Source organism: Paraburkholderia sp. CNPSo 3076, assembly GCF_026343935.1.
In the GTDB taxonomy this organism is placed as follows: Bacteria; Pseudomonadota; Gammaproteobacteria; order Burkholderiales; family Burkholderiaceae; genus Paraburkholderia; species Paraburkholderia nodosa.
The window spans coordinates 1-18,201 of record NZ_JAPMAL010000036.1 but is presented as its reverse complement, the minus strand read 5'-3'; the positions used below and the strand labels follow the sequence as shown (position 1 = coordinate 18,201).

General features: G+C 64.9%; 15 protein-coding genes and 1 pseudogene. 1 reads left to right on the top strand and 15 read right to left on the bottom strand.

The genetic code is table 11. From position 1 onward, the window contains the following. Position 1: 1 nt before the first annotated feature. The 11 genes from tagH to M3A49_RS33350 all read right to left on the bottom strand — a co-directional run bounded on the left by tagH (position 2) and on the right by M3A49_RS33350 (position 13,568). Positions 2 to 1,363: a type VI secretion system-associated FHA domain protein TagH gene (tagH, locus tag M3A49_RS33400; RefSeq protein WP_266232767.1), complete on the bottom strand. Its 1,362-nt coding sequence runs from the start codon at positions 1,361 to 1,363 to the stop codon at positions 2 to 4. After that, positions 1,360 to 3,345 (bottom strand): type VI secretion system Vgr family protein, encoded by a 1,986-nt coding sequence (locus M3A49_RS33395; RefSeq protein WP_266232766.1) that lies wholly within the window; start codon positions 3,343 to 3,345, stop codon positions 1,360 to 1,362. Before M3A49_RS33395 ends, tagH begins: the two co-directional genes overlap by 4 nt. Continuing rightward, a complete protein-coding gene (tssH, locus tag M3A49_RS33390) occupies positions 3,332 to 5,935 on the bottom strand; it encodes a type VI secretion system ATPase TssH (protein ID WP_266232765.1) in 2,604 nt (867 codons plus the stop codon). Before tssH ends, M3A49_RS33395 begins: the two co-directional genes overlap by 14 nt. Before the next feature lie 4 nt (positions 5,936 to 5,939). Continuing rightward, positions 5,940 to 6,956: a type VI secretion system baseplate subunit TssG gene (gene tssG, locus M3A49_RS33385; protein ID WP_266232764.1), complete on the bottom strand. Its 1,017-nt coding sequence runs from the start codon at positions 6,954 to 6,956 to the stop codon at positions 5,940 to 5,942. Continuing rightward, complete coding sequence (tssF, locus tag M3A49_RS33380; RefSeq protein WP_266232763.1) at positions 6,941 to 8,794, bottom strand: type VI secretion system baseplate subunit TssF; 1,854 nt, start codon at positions 8,792 to 8,794, stop codon at positions 6,941 to 6,943. The genes tssG and tssF overlap by 16 nt, the downstream gene beginning before the upstream one ends. Beyond that, positions 8,791 to 9,300 (bottom strand): type VI secretion system baseplate subunit TssE, encoded by a 510-nt coding sequence (gene tssE / locus M3A49_RS33375; protein WP_254356072.1) that lies wholly within the window; start codon positions 9,298 to 9,300, stop codon positions 8,791 to 8,793. The genes tssF and tssE overlap by 4 nt, the downstream gene beginning before the upstream one ends. Before the next feature lie 7 nt (positions 9,301 to 9,307). Then, the gene (locus M3A49_RS33370) at positions 9,308 to 9,799 is read right to left on the bottom strand and encodes an Hcp family type VI secretion system effector (protein WP_028207605.1); all 492 of its coding nucleotides are present in this window, start codon (positions 9,797 to 9,799) and stop codon (positions 9,308 to 9,310) included. 49 nt (positions 9,800 to 9,848) lie between these two features. After that, positions 9,849 to 11,363, bottom strand: a complete 1,515-nt coding sequence (gene tssC / locus M3A49_RS33365) for a type VI secretion system contractile sheath large subunit (protein WP_266232762.1) — start codon at positions 11,361 to 11,363, stop codon at positions 9,849 to 9,851. A 10-nt stretch (positions 11,364 to 11,373) separates the two neighbouring features. After that, positions 11,374 to 11,889: a type VI secretion system contractile sheath small subunit gene (gene tssB / locus M3A49_RS33360; protein WP_133188563.1), complete on the bottom strand. Its 516-nt coding sequence runs from the start codon at positions 11,887 to 11,889 to the stop codon at positions 11,374 to 11,376. A gap of 43 nt (positions 11,890 to 11,932) precedes the next feature. Continuing rightward, positions 11,933 to 12,982 carry a type VI secretion system protein TssA gene (gene tssA / locus M3A49_RS33355; RefSeq protein WP_266232761.1) on the bottom strand — a complete coding sequence of 350 codons (1,050 nt, stop codon included), beginning with the start codon at positions 12,980 to 12,982 and terminating at the stop codon, positions 11,933 to 11,935. An 82-nt stretch (positions 12,983 to 13,064) separates the two neighbouring features. Continuing rightward, positions 13,065 to 13,568 (bottom strand): DUF3455 domain-containing protein, encoded by a 504-nt coding sequence (locus M3A49_RS33350; RefSeq protein ID WP_254356077.1) that lies wholly within the window; start codon positions 13,566 to 13,568, stop codon positions 13,065 to 13,067. 184 nt (positions 13,569 to 13,752) lie between these two features. Here M3A49_RS33350 and M3A49_RS33345 point away from each other — a divergent pair, with 184 nt between their 5' ends. Next, positions 13,753 to 14,439: a hypothetical protein gene (locus M3A49_RS33345; protein ID WP_254356078.1), complete on the top strand. Its 687-nt coding sequence runs from the start codon at positions 13,753 to 13,755 to the stop codon at positions 14,437 to 14,439. A 31-nt stretch (positions 14,440 to 14,470) separates the two neighbouring features. Here the strand turns inward: M3A49_RS33345 and M3A49_RS33340 are convergent, their stop codons facing one another. The 4 genes and pseudogenes from M3A49_RS33340 to M3A49_RS33325 all read right to left on the bottom strand — a co-directional run. After that, positions 14,471 to 15,358, bottom strand: coding sequence for a YopT-type cysteine protease domain-containing protein (locus M3A49_RS33340; protein ID WP_266232760.1), 888 nt, complete (start codon positions 15,356 to 15,358; stop codon positions 14,471 to 14,473). A 77-nt stretch (positions 15,359 to 15,435) separates the two neighbouring features. After that, a complete protein-coding gene (locus M3A49_RS33335; protein WP_254356080.1) occupies positions 15,436 to 16,446 on the bottom strand; it encodes a lysylphosphatidylglycerol synthase domain-containing protein in 1,011 nt (336 codons plus the stop codon). 59 nt (positions 16,447 to 16,505) lie between these two features. Next, positions 16,506 to 17,771: a bacteriohopanetetrol glucosamine biosynthesis glycosyltransferase HpnI gene (hpnI, locus tag M3A49_RS33330; RefSeq protein WP_266232759.1), complete on the bottom strand. Its 1,266-nt coding sequence runs from the start codon at positions 17,769 to 17,771 to the stop codon at positions 16,506 to 16,508. After that, positions 17,771 to 18,201 (bottom strand): annotated as a pseudogene (locus tag M3A49_RS33325) (hopanoid biosynthesis associated radical SAM protein HpnJ); the annotation flags it as partial. The gene hpnI and the pseudogene M3A49_RS33325, both read right to left, overlap by 1 nt.

Sequence of the window (18,201 nt, the reverse complement as noted above, 5' to 3'; positions counted from 1 at the left end):
CTCAATCCTTCGGAAATTGCAGCGCGTCGAGCTGCGCCTGATAGGCGCGGCCGAACGGTTCGCCAAAGCGCTGCTGGAAATCGTCGCCCGCGTCACGCGACACTTGCTCCCACGTCTTCACGAAGCGCTGCCACAGGCGCGCCCGGCGATTGCCGACGAGCGCTTCGAGCCCGGCGGGCGCGTCGAGCGAGCGTTCGATCGCGGCGGGATCGATGCGCGCCATGGCGTCGTCGAACGCGGCGCGCATACCCGCGACGAGCGCGAGTTCGTGTGCCTGGATATCGCGATAGGCGGCGCGCAAGGCTTCGTCGGGCGCGAGATAGCCGCGCCCGCGCGCGCCCAGCATTTGCGTCAGGGCGCGGTCTGCGTCGGGGAAGAATTTGAGCGGGTTGTTGTCGCGCGCCTCGATCATCGTCATCGCCATGCGGGCCTCGCGCCGCGCCATCGCGCGCGAGCGCAACACGCTCATCGTGCCCTGCGTGGCTTCGCGCAGCAGCGCACCGGCCAGGCGTGCGACTTCCGGCGCGCTCAGGTGGGCGACCTCGGCGGGCGCGATGCCGAGACCCTCCAGCAATGCGTCCAGCACTGCCGAATCGTCCACGCGCGGGGCGGCTGGGCGGGCCTCCGGCGTCGCGGCGCGCGAGTCCTCGGACCGGTGCGCCGGTAGCGCAGCCAGCGCTTTTTCCGGCGACACGTGCTCGAAACTGCGTGACGGCGCGGCAGGTTCGCGCTCCGCCCGCGCGGGAGCGTCGCGCAACGGGTCGGCGGAGCCCAGCACGTCCAGTAGCGCCTCGTTCGCTTCGCCGCCGAAATGACCCGATTCGCGCAGCAGCGGGGTCGCAGCGAGCGGGTCGGGCGTGAACGGCGCGTCGTCGCGCAGGGGCTGCGGCGTGCCGGAAGCGCGCGGCGCGTCCCAGTCGTCGGGGATGAGCGGCGCGCCCGGCGGCGCCTCGAATTCGGGCGTCCCCGGCAGGCTCGCCGCGGGTGGCTGCGTGGGCGGCGTGGGTTGCGTCATCAGCGTTTGATCGACTGGCGCCCAGCTTTCCTCGCTTTTTTCGAGCGAAACTGCAAGCGTATAAGCGCCAATCCGGATCTGGTCGCCATCGGACAGCACCGCCTCGTGCGCGCCGTTCAGCGCCTCGCCGTTCAGCAGTGTCGGATTGCTGCCGGTATCGACCAGTACGTAAGTGGCCCCACGGCGTTCGATGCTCGCCTGCATGCGCGAAATACCGCGTTGCGCGTCGCCCAGCACCACCGTACTTTCCGGCGCGCGCCCAATGGTTGCGCGATCATCGATCTCCATCGTGCGTGGCGCGGCGTTCTCGCCGGCATCGCCGCCCTCAACAGTCAGCGTCAATCTCACGGGGCCTCCTGATTGCGAATCTTGCTCGTGCCGTCGTCGGCGTCGCGCGGCGGCCTGGGCGGCGCGGGCGGTAATGAAAGCGGCACCGGTGGCACGCCCGGGCCGAGCGGAATCGGGAAGCTCGACATCTCGATCGTCTCCGGACCGATGAGGATGTAGGCCGCCCCTGCACGCAGCGCGATGGTTGCGCCAGCCTCGATCTCCACGGCCGCGCCCGCCTTGATGTGCACGGCCGCGCCGGCGTCGAGCGAATACGCCTCGCCTACGAACTGCTCGTGCGTCGTCATGCTCGCTGCCGAGACGCTGCCAAGCACGCGCGACGTGCTGCTGCCCAGCACCGAATCGTTGCGCGCGCCGCGCGTCTCGCGAAACTCGCCGCCGCCGACGCGCAGATGCCGCTCGCCGGTGACGTTCATCAGCGCGTCGTGCTTGATCCATGTTTCGTGATCGCGCTCGGCGTGAAAGAACATCTGCTCGCCGCCCTTGCGGTCGTCGAAGCGGACTTCGTTGTAGCCGTTGCCGCCCTTCGTCGACTGGCTCTTGAGCGTGGACACCGCGCTTTGCGCGGGCAGGTCGTACGGCGGCATGTTGGTCGAGTTGTAGACCGCGCCGACGATCACAGGCCGGTCGGGATCGCCTTCGATGAAATCCACCAGCACCTCCTGGCCGATGCGCGGCAGGCACATCGCCCCCCAGCGCCGGTTCGCCCAGCCCTGCGCCACGCGCACCCAGCAGCGGTCGAGCCGATCCCCGCCGCCTGTTTGCGAAAGCTGCTCCCAGTGGAACTGCACTTTCACGCGCCCGTACTGGTCCGTGAGAATCTCCTCGCCCGGCGGCCCGATCACGACCGCCGTCTGCGGGCCCGCCGCGCGAGGAACGGGCGTGATGCGCGGTGAACGAAACGTGTTGTCGCTGCAAATCGCCCTGAAGTGGCAATCAAATAGCGGCTGCGTGGGGTCGTTCGTGGATACATAGGCATCCGATACGATTTCGGCCTGGTTCTCGATCACCAGATACTGGCGGTTCTGCGCGCCGCCCGGATGATCGCGCAGCCCGAACAGGCCGCCCGCCGCGATGCCACGCGCGGTGGTGCGCCCTTCCATCGCGTCGTTCTGCGTTTGATGGATCTCCACGTTGACGCGCGCGAGCCGCTCGCCGTCGCCCGCTTTCAGATGTCCGCTCAGATGCTCCTGCATCAGATAGCGTGGCGGGTCGTAGGGTGCACTGCGGGTCGCGCGCGAAACGAGCCCTTCGCTGTTGCTCACCGAGGCCTTTTCGAAATCGTAGTCGTTGACTTCGTAGCGCCCCGTTTCAAGCGTCGCGCCCGCGTGCCAGCGGTAGACGCATTCTTCGTCGGGCTCAGGCGTGTCCCAGCCCTGAAACGGCACCGACTCATAGTGCGCGATGGGCCGATGCTCCGCGCCGGAATCGGCCAGCACGAGCGTATGCTTGCCGCCTGTGTGCTCGAAGAAGTAATGCATGCCTTCGCGCTCCATGAGGCGGCTCACGAAGTCGAAATCCGTCTCGCGGTACTGCACGCAATGGTCGAGCGCCGGATAGCTCGCCGTGCATGCATTGCGAAAGTCGACGTCGTACGCCTCCAGCACCTGCGCGACGATTTGCGGCGCCGTGCGCTGATGGAAGAAGCGCCGGTGCGAGGCGCGCGTGAGCAGCCACAGGCGCGGATGCACGACCGCCTCGTAGCGCGTCATGCGGTTTTTTGTGGTGTCACCGGGCGCGAGCAGACGCAGCGTCGTGACGATGCCGTTGAACTCGCGCGACCCGCCCGCCGGATAATCGAGCGTCACAGACAGGTCCTGCCCGAGCACCGCGCCCGGATCGATATCGTTGTGCATGCTCAGAAATGCGATCTCGAAGCGGCTCAGGCGTCCCAGCGCCTCGCTCGCCGACATGCGCAGAAACACCGCATCGTCGCCGAGCGCCGCACAGGTCATGCGCACATGGCGATCAGTCGAAGGCATAAGTGAACTCCTCGCCCTCGACGCTCACGTGCACACGCGCAAGCGTTTTACCGTCCATCACGCGCGCAAGAAACTCCGTGCTGATGCGCGGCAGCACGCTGTTGGTGAGAATGGCGTCGATCATGCGGCCGCCACTATCCATGCGCGTGCAACGCTGGGCGATTTGCGTCACCACGCTCTCGTCATACGTGAACGGCACACCGTGCGTAAGCGTCACACGCTCGGCCACGCGGCCGAGTTGCAGCCGGATGATGGCGCACAACATGTCGCTGGAAAGCGGGTAATACGGAATGGTCACCATGCGCCCGAGCAACGCGGGCGGGAACGTCTCCAGCAACTGCGCGTGCAGTTCGCGTTCGATCACCTCCATCGGTGGGCTCGTGCGCGGATCGCGGCACAACTGCGCAATGCATTCGGTGCCGGCGTTAGTCGTGAGCAGAATGAGCGTATTGCGAAAGTCGATGGAACGGCCTTCGCTGTCGTCCATGCGGCCTTTATCGAAGACCTGAAAGAACAGCTCGTGCACGTCGGGGTGCGCCTTTTCCACTTCGTCCAGCAGCACGACGCTGTGCGGCCGCCGGCGCACCGCTTCGGTCAGTACGCCGCCTTCGCCGAAACCCACGTAGCCCGGCGGCGCGCCCTTGAGCAGCGACACGGTGTGCGCTTCCTGATACTCGCTCATGTTGATGGTGATGAGGTTCTGTTCGCCGCCATAGAGTGCCTCGGCAAGCGCGAGCGCCGTCTCGGTCTTGCCCACGCCCGATGTGCCCGCGAGCAGAAAGACGCCGACGGGCTTGTCCGGATCGTCGAGGCCGGCGCGCGAAGTCTGCACGCGCCGCGCGATCATTTGCGTGGCATGCTGCTGGCCGATGATGCGGCAGTCGAGCACCTCGTTCAGGCGCAACACATTGCCGATCTCGTTCTTCAGCATGTTGAGCACGGGCACGCCGGTCCAGTCCTGCACGACCGCCGCCACCGCATGACGGTCCACGCCCGGCAGCACGAGCGGCGCGTCGCCCTGGTGCGCGGCGAGCTGCGCCTGCCGTTCGCGCAACGCGGCCAGATCGGCGTGCGTTGCGCCTTCGCGCAGTGCCTCGCGGCGCGCGAGGATGTCCTCGACCATCTCGCGCTCCACCTGCCAGCGCGCGTGCAGATCGGCAAGGCGCGCGGTTTCGGTTTGCAATGCCGCCGCCGCGGCTTCGCGACGTGCCGCCGTATCGATGCCGATAGCCGCCTCGCGCCCGATCACCTCCAGCTCCGTGTTGAGCGCATCGATACGCCGTTGCGCATCGTCGACGGCGGGGGGCGTGGCGTGCTGGCTCACCGCAACGCGTGCGCATGCGGTATCGAGCAGGCTCACCGACTTGTCCGGCAACTGGCGCGCGGGCAGATAGCGATGCGAGAGCTTCACGGCAGCCTCGATCGCCTCGTCGAGCACCTGCACGCCGTGATGCGTTTCCAGCGCGGCGGCAAGTCCCCGCATCATCGTCACGGCGCGCGCCTCCTCGGGCTCGTGGACCTGCACGACCTGAAAGCGCCGCGTGAGCGCCGGATCTTTTTCGATGTGCCTGCGGTACTCCGACCACGTCGTCGCCGCGATGGTGCGCACGCTGCCGCGCGCGAGCGCGGGCTTGAGCAGATTCGCTGCGTCGCCGGTGCCTGCCGCGCCGCCTGCGCCGATCAGCGTGTGCGCCTCGTCGATGAAGAGGATGACGGGATGCGGCGCCGCCTGCACGGCTTCCAGCACCTGGCGCAAACGCGCCTCGAATTCGCCTTTTACGCCCGCACCGGCCTGCAGGAGGGCAACGTCTAGCGTGCGCAGGCTCACGTCGCGCAGCGCGGGCGGCATGTCGCCCGCCGCGATGCGCAGCGCGAGGCCTTCGACCACGGCCGTCTTGCCGACGCCCGCCTCCCCCGTGAGGATCGGATTGTTCTGCCTGCGCCGCATGAGGATGTCGACGACCTGGCGAATCTCCGCATCGCGGCCCACCACGGGATCGAGCCGGCCCTCACGCGCCTGGGCCGTGAGGTCGACGGTGAAGCGTAGCAAGGCGTCGTCCGTGCGATGCGCCATGTCGGGTTCCTGCGTCACGACGGCCGCTGGCGTCGACGCTTCCGGCGAACCGTCGAGCACATCGGCGAAGTTGGCGACGAGGTCATCCAGCTTCACGCGATCGAACTCGCGCGACATGCCGCGCAGTGCGTTGCGCAGCACGGGCGTCTGCAACATGCCGACGAGCACATGCGCGCTGCGCACCTTCGGCGCGTCGAAGAGCAGCGACGCATAGACCCACCCGCGCTCCACGGCCTCTTCCAGTTGCGATGAAATATCGCTGACGGAGGCCGCCCCGCGCGGCAGCCGATCGAGCGCCTCGGTCAGATCGCGCGCGAGCGCGGCGGGCTCGATATGGGCGTAGCGGATCACGCGATGCAGGTCCGAATCGGGCAACTGCAGCATCTGATGCAGCCAGTGTGCAAGCTCGACATACGCATTGCCGCGCAAGCGGCAGAACGTGGTCGCGCTCTCCATCGCGCCGAAACTGAGCGTATCGAGCTTGCCGAACAGGACGGCGCGGCTGATGTCTGCCATTGAACTAGTCCTTTGCATGAGATGGGGCCAACGGACGAAGCTTGAGTTGCACCGCGTCGGCCGTGGCCGGGCGCGCGTGCAGCCAGGTCGTGTAGCCGAGGCGCAGCCTGCGCCCCAGCGCGAGACGCGGCACCTGCGCGCGCCGCAATTGCAGGTTCACGTCCCATTCGAGTGGATCGCGCACGTACAGACGCACCCAGTCGGCGAGCCGCACGAGGCTTGCGCCGCCCGGCAGGAAGCGCTCGTAGTCGCCCAGCGAAAGCGGTCCGAGCACGACGCGGAACTTGTGCTGCCGATCGAAGACTCTCGCCCCGAGCATCGTGGCGACGCCCATGCGGGCGTTTTCGTCGCGCGAACCGACGCGCGTTAGCGCAGCTTCGGGCAGCTTCATCCAGTGCCCCACGTTTTGCACGACCTCCACCGGAAAGCCGAAGAAGTGCGACAGCACGATCCGCAAACCCGCCGCGTGGCGCGTGGGCCCCGCGAGCAGCCCCGCGAAATGCAGCTTGGCGAAATCGGGCACAGTGTCGCGATTGCGCAGCGCCGCTTCGTTGAGCCCGAACACGGTGCCCACGTATGCGGAGAACCGGTCGTCGTCGTCGCGGTCGAGGCTCACCACCGGCTGCGCCGTGGCCCACGCGCGATAGAACAGCGAGGCCATGCGGTGATGAAATACGTCGAGAAAGCGCGCGAAAGTCGGATCGCCCGCGTGACGCGCGCGGTGACGCACGTATTCGGTCAGATGCGTGGGCATCGGTCCGTTCGGGCCGAGCAGCCCGAAGAAGTTCACGGCGAGCTTCGGCGCCGTGTCCTGCGTGCTGACGAATCGGCGTAGCGCCGTTGGAAAGAAAATCAATTCGGGTTCCTGACCGAATCGCACTGCGTCGTCGCGCGGGCGCAGCGACGACCCCACGCGCGGCAACCCGCGATGCGCGCATTCGACCAACCGCACAGCCTGAAAGAAGTCGAAGCGGTTCGCATCGGCGGAGAAGCGCTCGAATAGCATCACAGCGTCCGGCATTGCCCGCTCCCCGGCGCCCAGCGCATGATTTCACCGCGTGTGGTCGAACTCACGCAGGTTTCGGTAAACGAATTCACCGACACGTATTGCGCGAAAAAGCGCGCGAGCACCGCGCCGAACAAAAACGCGCTCGCACCTTCAAAACCGCTCTCGTCGAGCAACACTTCGAGCGCGAGGCCGCGCCCGAACACGATCGGCCCGCGCGAAGGCAGGCGCCGCGTGACCGCCCGCGAGCCGACGGAGCGCAAGCCTTCGATCTGCCGCGCGGCCGCGTCGTCGCCTTCGGGCGCGTAGAGCGCGAGCAGGTCGCGCATGGCGCGGGCGCCGCTCCCGTTCGCGTCGTCCACGAGCGATGCGTAGTTGAGCGACAGGTGGCTCAGGAGACGCCACGCCACTGCTCCTTGCGCATAGGATGGCAACGGGCGGCTCGGCCCGGCGACACAGCGCACGCCGGAAACCGGCGCTTCGAGCTCCAGCGTGAAGTCGGTTTCGCCGCGCCCGAGCGGCAGGGTCAGCGTGAGATCGCGGTTGGTGCACAGCACGCTGACACCGAGCTGATGCAGATCGCCGGGATACGGTGCTTCGTGTGTATCCACCAGCGCGATCCAGGTTTCGCTGCCCGCATACGACGAACGCGCGCCGCGCTCCTGCTCGCGGGCGGACGGCAGACGCTTTTCGCGCCGCACCTGATAGAACGCTGTGTCGGGGTCGCCTGCGCCGAGATCGCGCATGCGGTAGAACGGCTGAAACTCGACCAGCGCGCCGCCACCCGAGCGATGGCCCGTCACGCTTTGTACGCGATAGACTTCGAAGTCGCGCGGCCGCGTGCGGTCTACCACGACGTGATGCTCGAACTGCTCGCCCGTCACCGCGATGCGATCGGCGCGGCGCGCAAACAGATTGATCGCAGGCGTGCAATGGAGCGCAAAATTCTCGTGGTCGATCCGTTGCTCGAGTGCGGTATCGCCCTTCGAAAGCAGGACGACAAGCTCGATTTCATTGCTTTCACAACGAGCGAAATGCGAGCGCAATCCATCGATGCCGACGAACATGAAGCGCTGCGCAAATGCGAAATACTCCTGCAGCAGCCGATAGCCTGGAAACGATTGATCGCTCACGGGCAGCAGCGCTTCTTCATCCGAGAAGCCGAGCGGGCGCAGCGACGAAGGCGGCAGCACGCCACTGGGCGTCGCGATGCCGAGCGTCGAACCGACCAGAAGTTCATGGAGCTTTGCCGCCGTGCCGTCGCTGCCGCGCAGGTAGATGGGCAGATGATCGATGGCGAGGTCGCTAATCGAGCGTTCGCCGAGCGCGCGCAGTTTGAGGCGCAAGCCTGCCTTCACGCCGCGCGGCATGGCGGCCGCGATGCCGGGCAGCGCGCCGGTGTGGGTAAAAAGGCGCGCCTCCACCAGTTCGAGCGGCGACAAGGTGAGCGCGTGCGCCGTGCGAAACTCGCAGCGCGTCGCGCGCTCGCCGTCGAACCGGCCCTGCAGGGGCGTGCCGCGCGGCACGGCAACCCCGTCCGCAAGCGCGGGGTGAGTCTTGTCGGGCTGCAGTTGCACGACCGTCATTGCGGGCGTCGGCGCTAGATAGTGCGGATACACCAGTTCGGCGAGATGCTGCGTGAAGCGCGGAAACTCGGCATCGATTTTCATCTGCACGCGTGCGGCAAGAAAGCCGAAACCTTCGAGCAAGCGCTCCACATAGGGATCGGTGCAGTCGAAACCTTCGAGGCCGAGCCGCCCCGCGATCTTCGGAAACGCCTTGGCGAACTCGCCGCCCATCTCGCGAACATGCTGCAGTTCGCGGCTGTAGTACTGCAGGAAGTCGGGGTTCATCTGGGCGTCACCTCTTCGTACACGTTCGCCTTGCCGGCCTCCAGATCGAGTTCCGTGCGCAAATAAAGCCGCTCGGGCACCGGATGCGCATGGAGATCGCCCTCGACGATGAACGCCAGCGCGTTGTGCGCGATCGCCACGCCACCGGACTGAATGGCGCGCACGCGCAAGGTGCCGCGCACGATGCGCGGCTCGAACGCGCCGATCGCCTCGGCAATCAGCCGTTCGATCCGCGTGAGCTCCACATCCGACGCGCTCTTGCCCGCCAGCTCCGCGAAGCCAAAGTTCAGCACCGAGTCGGCCACGCACGGATAGCGCGCGATCTCCTGCGCCGACGCGATGCCCCGCGCATTGAGGAGCCAGCCGATGTCGCGCATGACGCTCAGGCGCTGCGCGCGCGCCGAACTGGCCCGATGCTCGCGGACTTCGCTGGTCGCCTCGGGCGCGTGGTCGGTCAGCCGCTCGAGCAGCGAGGGCAGCACGCGCTCGGCGTTTCTCGTGCGCATGATCCGCTTACGCCGGCGCGCTGGCCGGAATGTTCCACTTGCACTCGACCACGCCGCCGAGCGCCGAGCCGGTGGTCGGATCTTGCTGCTGGTAGGTCACGTGGAATTTCTCGAAGTTGAGCGTCACCGTTTCGGTGAAGCGGTCTTCGCCGTCCGAACCGCCTGTCGCGTAGTTCGTGACGAGCACTTTTTCCAGGTCGATCGTGTAGTACTCCAGCGGTTTGTTGCCGCCCGCCTTGCGCACGGTGAGTTTGCCCGTCGGGAAGTGCTTTCCGGTCACGCAGGCGGTCATGATGGCCGGCGTGGCGTGATCCGTGTACTTGGTGATCGATAGGTCATGCACGTCGACCTTGCCGCCGCCACCGCCCGTGCCGAGGTGCATCGTGCCGGACTGATCCATGCTCCAGCTCCACGAGAGCACGTCGATTTCGTCCTTGTGAGTCGTATCCAGCGACTCGCCCGTGACCGTGCCAAGCTTCAAAAAAATATCGACTGCCATTTGGATTCCTTATTGATCGGGTTCGTTCAGAGTTGAAAACCGCGGCGACTCACGCCGCTTTGGTCGACGGCAGCCGCGAAACGAGCCGCAACGAGACGGTCAGGCCTTCGAGCTGATAATGCGGACGCAGATAGAACTTCGAGGTGTAGTAGCCCGGATTGCCCTCCACTTCTTCGACCACGACTTCCGCCGCCGCAAGCGGCCGGCGCGACTTGGTCTCCTCCGACGAGTTGGCGGGGTCGCCGTCCACGTACTGAAGAATCCAGTCCTGCAGCCAGCGCTGCATGTCGTCCTTCTCCTTGAAGCTGCCGAGCTTGTCGCGCGCAATGCACTTGAGGTAGTGCGCGAAACGGCTGCAGGCGAACAGATAAGGCAGACGCGCGGCGAGGTTGGCGTTCGCCGTGGCGTCCGGGTCTTCGTATTCGATCGGCTTGTTGAGCGACTGCGCGCCGATGAAAGCCGCGATATCCGAATTCTTCTTGTGCACGAGCGGCATGAAGCCGTTCTTCGCCAGCTCGGCCTCGCGGCGGTCGCTAATCGCAATCTCCGTCGGGCACTTCATGTCGACGCCGCCGTCGTCGGTGGGAAACGCGTGGACCGGCAGATCCTCCACCACTCCGCCCGACTCGATGCCGCGAATGCGCGAGCACCATCCCCACGTCTTGAACGAGCGGTTGATGTTCACGGCCATCGCGTAGGCCGCATTGGCCCACGCGTACTTCGACGCGTCCGCGCCCGCGGTGTCTTCCTCGAAATCGAACTCCTCCACGGGGCTCGTTTTCGCGCCATAGGGCGTGCGCGCGAGAAAGCGCGGCATGGCAAGGCCGATATAGCGCGAGTCTTCGGAATCGCGCAGCGAGCGCCATGCGGCGTGCTCGGGCGTCTGGAAGATCTTCGTGAGATCGCGTGGATTCGCGAGTTCTTGCCACGAGTCCATCAGCATGACGGCCGGGTCCGCGCCGGCGATGAACGGTGCGTGCGCGGCGGCGGAAACCTTGCCCATCTGGGTGAGGAAATCGACGTCGGGGCCGCTGTTGTCGAAGTAGTAGTCGGCTACCAGTGCGCCGTAAGGCTCACCGCCGAACTGGCCGTACTCTTCCTCGTAAAGCCGCTTGAAGAGCGGGCTTTGGTCCCACGCTACGCCCTTATACTTGCGCAGCGACCGGTGCAGGTCGGCCTTCGAAATGTTCATCACGCGCAGCTTGAGGCTCTCGTCGCTCTCGGTGTTGGTGACGAGGTAGTGGAGCCCCCGCCACGCGCTTTCGAGCTGCTGGAACGGCCCTGCATGCAGGATGACGTTGATCTGCGCGCTCAGCTTTTCGTCGATGCGCGCGATCAGCGCTTCGATGGTCGCGAGCGCGTCGTCGGACACGCGGTGCGTGTCGAGCAGCGCCTGCTCCGCGAGCGTGCGCACGGCGCTTTCCACCGCTTCGCGCGCTTTCTCCGTGCGCGGGCGGAATGCCTTCTGCAGGAGCTGTTGAAACTCGCCGGATGGGCTCGCCGCGTCGGCTTCCTGCCTTTCCGGCTGCGCGAACGCGGATGGATCGAGTTGGGTGTCTGCCATCTTGGGTCCTCTATTCGGAGTCGGGCGCGCCCTCGGGCTTCGGCGCGGCGGCGAGCGCATTCATCAGCGCAGGGTCTTCGAGCAAGCGGGCGACGAGCTTTTCCGCGTCGGTCTTGCCGTCCATATAGGTCAGCAGGTTCTGCAACTGGCTGCGCGTTTCGAGCAGCCTTGCGAGCGGTTCGACGTTGCGCGCGATCGCGGCGGGCTCGAAGTCGTCCATGCTCGAAAAGGTCATGTCCACGCCGATCTTGCCCTCGCCGGTCAGCGTGTTGTCGACCTGCATCGCCACACGCGGCTTCATCGAGCGCAGCCGTTCGTCGAAGTTGTCGATGTCGATTTCCAGAAACTTGCGTTCCGCAACGGGCGGTAGCGCTTCCTGCGGCTGCCCCGAGAGATCGGACAGCACGCCCATCACGAAGGGCAAGTTGACCTTCCTTTCCGAGCCGTACACTTCCACGTCGTACTCGATCTGCACGCGCGGCGCCCGATTGCGCGCAATGAACTTCTGACTGCTCTCCTTGGCCATTTGACCGTTCTCCTGGTTGAACTGCGTTGCAGTGCGGCTTCGATCATTCCACCGGCGTTTCGACGGCAGCCGTACCGACCACCTGGGTAAGTTGCGCGAGCCCTTCTGGCGCGAGGTCCTTCAAGAGATCGACAAAGGACTTCTCGACGAGGCCGCGCGCCCTTTCGAGCAGTAACGGCACCGGGCTCGCAGGTTCGTGTTGCGCGTACCAGGCGCAGATCCGCTTCAGCGTGGCGGCCACGTCGGCGCGGTTGCTGATCGTGCTGGAGGATGCGTTGCCGATGGCGGCGGCAGGCGACGCGACACCGGCCTCATCTGCGTAACGCATTTGCGCATCGTCCGGGTGCTCGCCCACGCCCGTTGCGAGCAGCGACGAGGCGCGCTCCAGCAACGCCCTCAACGAAGCGAAATCGAGTGGTTGGATAGCGCCTACCCGTTCGGCAAGCGTCGCTTCGATCGCGCGGACGCTGTCGTGTGCGGCATCGAACGCCTTCTTCGCGCTGCGCGCAGCATCGGGCGACACGGCGATCGACGCTTCGATCGCCGTGAGACTCATCATCGTGTGCCCTTCTGGTGCCACGGTTTCGCCATTCGCATACGACCACTCGCGCAGCGTGACCGGAGAACGGCCTTGCAGCAGCGGGCTATCCATGAGACCGGCAAGCACGCCGCCTGCCTCCGTCCACGCGGCAAGCGCGTTGATGCGGGCCGTCGCGTCGTCGCCGTCGCTGGCGTCGAGTTGCGGATGCACGTGCTCCCAGTGGCGCTCCAGCAGTGCGGCAGTCAGGACGAGCCCGTCCGCGAGACCGGTGATGCCCTCGCGGACCCAGCGCGCCCGCGCCAGATGCATCACCACGCGCAGGTCTCGCGTGCGGGCCATCAATGCGGTGCCAAGCGCATCGGCGGCTTCCCAGTCGGGCGGCACCGCGGCCACGAGCGTGTCGCCATACTCGGCTTCCGGACGTCCGCTGACCGCCTCTTCGAGTTCGCGGAATTGCGCGTCGTATTCGAGGTCGGGGCCGCACGGCTGTGCTTGCGTGAGAGGTTCGAGCCACGCGGTCCAGTCCTGATGCGTGATGAATTCGATGGTCATGGCGCTTTGACTGTCTTAACTTCGCATTCCGAATTAATTGACGATGTACCTTTCCAGAGAGACCGTTCTATGATCTGTCTTCTTACTTATAAAAGATGTAAGTCGCGATATAAGGCGAGCTACCCGACTCGTGCTCGACTGTGCACGGCGCGGCCGGCTTCACGCCGCCAACCGTCCTGACCCGCTGCACGTAGCGCACGGATGCGAGCATGCCCGGTGATCCGGCGGAGTGCGCCTCGAGCAGCAGTTGCGGCACGCTGCCTGGCGTATCGCTCGGCTCTTGCGCGACGACCTTTCCCTCGATGCGGCTGCCATCGTGCGCTTGCCACGACGGGCCGGCCGAATGCTCGATCACCTCGGCGCCGTGCGCGTCGTAGAGCGTGGCTCGTGGCTGCCGGAAGACCCAGTCGAGCGTGTGATCCGCACCGTACTCGCAGGCGTAGATCTGCACCCCCGCTGCGGTCGTCTTCAGGAACGGCTGCACGCCAGGCACATCGATCGATTCGGCTTGCGCGGAAGGCCCACTCATCATCGAAATCAGCCCAGCCCCAATCGCAATATGCTTCCCGCGTGAGAGGTGATTCATGGAGAAGCTCCTTTAGCCCAACGGGTCGATCCAGTTCGATCCGCTCTTGCACAACAGCCCGGCGAGGAGAACTATTCCATTTGTTTTTTGCAGCCTGTCGCCGTGCATGGGAGGGAATATCTGGAAACGTTCAGCTGTTATCGCTGCATCCCGAATTGCACAGAGGTGAGCCATGAAAGCACGCATGACGATTTCCAATCTTGCCGTGCCCGTGGAGCGGATCAAACCCATTGGCGGGCGCTCTTCCACTGGCACCGCCGGTCATCAATTCGATCTGACGTTTCGCGCCGAGGTAAAGGCGCCCATGCTCGGCAAGCTCATGGCCGATGACATCGAATGCCCGCAACTGGAGTGGAACGAGTGCATCGAATGGTTCAGGTTCGACACCGTGACGCAGCAATGGGACTTCGAAGGCAAGGTCGAGAGAAACATGTATGCGCACAATCGGGAGTCGAATACCTTCAGGAATTGGCACAGGTCGCGCTATACGATCGCGACCGATGTGACCAACCATCCGCCCGCTGCGCTCATGGCCATGAAGCGCGAGGAGGATGCAAAGAAGTGGATCGCGCGCAATGGCTTCAGCTGGAATCTCCTCATACGGGATATTCCCCAAATGGGCGTCCTTGGCGGGTCGGGCGGCGGGGGCGGTTTGAGCCTCGTCACCGGGGATACGCGTCGCCGCGTCATCTATTTCGATCTGGGCTTCAAGGGCCACCAGGAGCGCGCACGGCTAGTGCAGATCCTGGAGACACAGCAGGGTCGGCTCACGATTCATCACCTGATTCGCGGCGACATCGAGAAGAAGACCATGGATGAACTCTCGAATCTCGAGCGTTGGCGCTTTCAGTTGCGCACGAGTCACGGTTAATGCTCGCGAGGGCTCCGGGTTCTTTCAGGCGTTAGTCTTCCGTGGGGGTAGTGCCGGCTTTCTTGGGGGCAGTGCGGGTATAAACTGAATACCAGCGGTGTTCATCCTTCGTCTTCCAGTTTTTCGGAGTGGGCACGCCATTATCGTCTTTGTCCTTCGTGTAGACATCGAGCCACGCCTGCACGAATCCCAGAAGGTGTTTCTCATACGGACGAGAAATCTCGTACACGCCGGCGTTCGGGTCGAAAAAATAGAGCGTGCCTCCCCGGCTCTTGTAGAACGCAACGGCGTGCCCGGTACCACCAGCCTCTTGCTTCAAATCGAGCACGATTGCATTGCCCTTGGGTAACTGCTCCCCGGCTCCGGCAATCGTGGCGTCGTCCACGCGCTCGGCTCCGAAACTCTCCTGGGGGCGGCTTGTGCCAGCATTCTGCGCGACATACTTTACCTTGCGCGTTTTTTCTTCTGGCGTATATCCGCCCGGATCGAGCTCGAGTTCAGCGACCAACTCGTCAATGGTCTTGTAGCGGTTGTAATTTTCCTGATTCTTCGCGCCCTCCAGCATGGCCGCTTCGTTGCGCGCCCCGCTCTTTCTGCCGCGTGGTTGCCCGGGTTCCTTGCCGATGAGTTTCCCCAGCGTGGAATCCGTGGGCGGGGAGATGCCGTTGCGAATGCGCGAAAGGGGATTGAGTGGATTTGAAAAATGCTTGACGGCCGAATTGCGCAGGGGACCATCAGGACGAAGTAGCCCGTTCGAGGTCGACAACTTCTCCTTGACCCAATTCAACACGACTCCCATGCACGCCCCGCCATCCATATCTGTCCCGTAGGTCTGCCTGACCTGACGATATGAATCGGCCTGAACAAATTTGTATTCGCGGTGAGCGTGCTTGTTCAGCGCGCTGAAATCCCTTGCCATGTCGAGTCCTTTCGGGCGATTGCCGACAATAGAGCAATGTGAAGCGACCTGTCTTCAATAACAGGTCACTTCCGGGATTATTCCGTGCGGGTGCGCGTGGCCGTGCCCTCTGTCCGGCGTCGTGACGGCCAGCCGTATTCGGCCGCCTGCCAGGCAAGCAGCCCGGGCAAATAGAACATCAGATCGCGCACGCGTCTTGCGCCCGCGAGCGCGAGACAAGTGGGCGCATCGAATCCCAGCAGTCCGCCGATCACGACGAACCCGCCCTCCTGCACGCCAAGGCCGGCTGGCACGAGAAACGCGATGCTGCTCAGCATCTGGATCAGGGCTTCGATCACGAACGCCTGCCCGAAGGTCGCGTCCGTGCCGAGCACGCGCAACGCGATCCAGATTTCAAGCGCGTAGCCGAGACATTGCAGCGTTTGCCAGATGAGCACATAGCGCACGACCACGCCGGTCTGCCGCCAGATCAGCTTGAGAGATAAATCGACGCGCGCGGACTTGCCCACGAGATCGACAACCTTGCCGCTCGTGACGCGGTTGAGCGTGCGTGCCGCGCGCTCGAACGGCCGCGCATGCTGCACGAGCGCGAAGAGCACGAGCAGCGGTATGAAGCCCGCGAGGCCCCATGCGATCCGCCCCACGACCCGCGCGGTGTCGGATGAGGAATGTTCGAGCAGATAGCCAGCTGCGAGCAAAGCAAACAGCACCTGGCTGATCAGCGTGAGCTGCATGTCGGCGATGAGGCTCGCCACCGCCGTGGCCGGCCGTACGCCCGCACGGCCGAGCAAGCGGAACGACACGAGTTCCCCACCCACGCGCGCAACGGGCAGCAAGCCGTTGATCGACTCGCGAATCCACACGAGTTTGAGCATCGTCGCGAACGACGGACGCTGCGCCGCCCGAATCAGGCTGCGCCAGTCCCACGCGTTCGCGCACATCGGCAGGATATGCACGATGGCCGCCAGCACGAGGCCCATGCCCGCGCCGCGCAACAGTTGCAGCACCGCCGCGGGATGTTCGCGCCATACGAGCCACACGGCGATCGCAAGACCGACCAGGGCGGCGATACGTCCCATGTGCTTCATCTGCGGGTGCTCTCTAGTGGATGCTCCCGTCTCATTGTGCCCCCCATCTACTGTGACGCTCAGGTCTCGTGGACTGGCGAAAGCATGCCATTCCTGTCGACGCGAAAGCGCGTGCCGCGCCAAACGACGCCAGACGAACAAAAGCTCGCGACATAGATCGCGAACTGGACCATTTCCCAAAGGGGTAAGCATAACAGTCCGCTGGACTTGTCGCCGGTCGCGCGGTCGGTCCGCCACATCAGCCACGCGCGCGCGCACAGCGCCACGGCGGCCAGTATCCACGCGGGCGCTGCGCCGCCGGACAATGCCACGGCAAGCATGGCGAGCGCGAACGGATGCATCAGCACGGCGCCCAGATGCCCCGAGCGGTCCGCCGCGCGAACCGTGCGGCTCCAGCGCAGTTCGTGCGCAAAGAGTTGGGCAAACGTATTCTCCACGCACGCGTGTCGCACGAGAATCGGCGGAATAGAAACTTCCGCGCCGGCGCGGCGCACGGCTTCGCCGATCGCATGGTCTTCGGCGAGGTGATGCGCGAATTGCGCCAGCCCGCCAATGCGTTCGAGCATTTCACGCGTCATGGCGATGGACTGGCCGAAGCATGGCCGCGCGCGCCCGATTGCGAGCCCCGTGACGACGCCGGGCAGAAAATGATAGTTGGTCAGTGCCGACGCCACGCGAGGCCAGAATCCCGGCGCGCACAGGCCGCGATAAACCGCGGTCACGAGGCCGATGCCCGGTTGCTGCAGCGCCCCGACCACCTGGCGCAGATAGTTCTTGTCGACGAGCACGTCGCTATCGGCAAAGCACAGCACGTCATGCTCGGCCTTTTCGAGCATGTTCACGAGATTCGCGATCTTGCGGTTGGGACCGTATAGGCGCGCATCGGCGACGACCGTGATGTGCGCATCGGGATAACGCGCGCGTAGCTGCTCGATGGCGTTGAGCGCTATGTCACGAGCATCGTGCACGCCGAACAGATACTGGACTTGTCCAGGATAGTCCTGCTCGAAAAAGCTGGCGAGGTGCTCCTCGAGGTGCCATTCGTCGCCATGCAGCGGCTTGGCGAGCGTGATGGCCGGAAAGTGCCGAGGTGTCGCCACTTCGCGCGCGAAGAAACGGCCGACCAGCGCGCTCGCCGTGCAGGTATAGATGATGCCGAGCACGGCGCAAAGACCGCTAAGCACCGCGAGCGAATTGAAGAGCAGGTGCGAGAACGCGGGCAATTCAGCGCGAATGACTTCGATTGCCGCAAAAGCGACGGCAAGCACCGTCACGGCCATCGCAACGATGGCACCCGTTCGCCCCGTCGCATGCGCGCGGTCCATCATGCCTCGTGCGCGCGCAGGAAGCGGAAGAACTCCACGCCTTCGCGCAGACGCCGCTTCATCATGTCCCAGCTCGTGAGCATCTCGCGCACGATCTCCCAGATCTTCGACGGCCGGAAATAGAACTGACGGTAGAACTGCTCCAGGTGGTGATAGATCTCGTCGCGCGACAGATGCGCATAGCCGATCGCCGCGAGCTGCACCCCTTCCTTGCTCACCAGGTTGATGGTCTTGTTCTCTTCCATCCAGCCGTTTTCCACGGCCTGCTTGTAGAGCGTCGTGCCCGGATAGGGCGCTGCGAGCGACACCTGAATCGTATGCGGATTGATTTCCTTCGCGTACTCGATCGTCTTTTTGATGGTGTCCTGCGTCTCGCCCGGCAGCCCCAGAATGAAGGTGCCGTGAACCTTGATGCCGAGATTCTTGCAGT

Coding starts and splice junctions, on each gene's coding strand:
- M3A49_RS33395 (WP_266232766.1), bottom strand. CDS start 3,345: ATGCCTTCGACTGATCGCCATGTGCGCATGACCTGTGCGGCGCTCGGC.
- tssH (WP_266232765.1), bottom strand. CDS start 5,935: ATGGCAGACATCAGCCGCGCCGTCCTGTTCGGCAAGCTCGATACGCTC.
- tssG (WP_266232764.1), bottom strand. CDS start 6,956: ATGCCGGACGCTGTGATGCTATTCGAGCGCTTCTCCGCCGATGCGAAC.
- tssF (WP_266232763.1), bottom strand. CDS start 8,794: ATGAACCCCGACTTCCTGCAGTACTACAGCCGCGAACTGCAGCATGTT.
- tssE (WP_254356072.1), bottom strand. CDS start 9,300: ATGCGCACGAGAAACGCCGAGCGCGTGCTGCCCTCGCTGCTCGAGCGG.
- M3A49_RS33370 (WP_028207605.1), bottom strand. CDS start 9,799: ATGGCAGTCGATATTTTTTTGAAGCTTGGCACGGTCACGGGCGAGTCG.
- tssC (WP_266232762.1), bottom strand. CDS start 11,363: ATGGCAGACACCCAACTCGATCCATCCGCGTTCGCGCAGCCGGAAAGG.
- tssB (WP_133188563.1), bottom strand. CDS start 11,889: ATGGCCAAGGAGAGCAGTCAGAAGTTCATTGCGCGCAATCGGGCGCCG.
- tssA (WP_266232761.1), bottom strand. CDS start 12,982: ATGACCATCGAATTCATCACGCATCAGGACTGGACCGCGTGGCTCGAA.
- M3A49_RS33350 (WP_254356077.1), bottom strand. CDS start 13,568: ATGAATCACCTCTCACGCGGGAAGCATATTGCGATTGGGGCTGGGCTG.
- M3A49_RS33345 (WP_254356078.1), top strand. CDS start 13,753: ATGACGATTTCCAATCTTGCCGTGCCCGTGGAGCGGATCAAACCCATT.
- M3A49_RS33340 (WP_266232760.1), bottom strand. CDS start 15,358: ATGGCAAGGGATTTCAGCGCGCTGAACAAGCACGCTCACCGCGAATAC.
- M3A49_RS33335 (WP_254356080.1), bottom strand. CDS start 16,446: ATGAAGCACATGGGACGTATCGCCGCCCTGGTCGGTCTTGCGATCGCC.
- hpnI (WP_266232759.1), bottom strand. CDS start 17,771: ATGGACCGCGCGCATGCGACGGGGCGAACGGGTGCCATCGTTGCGATG.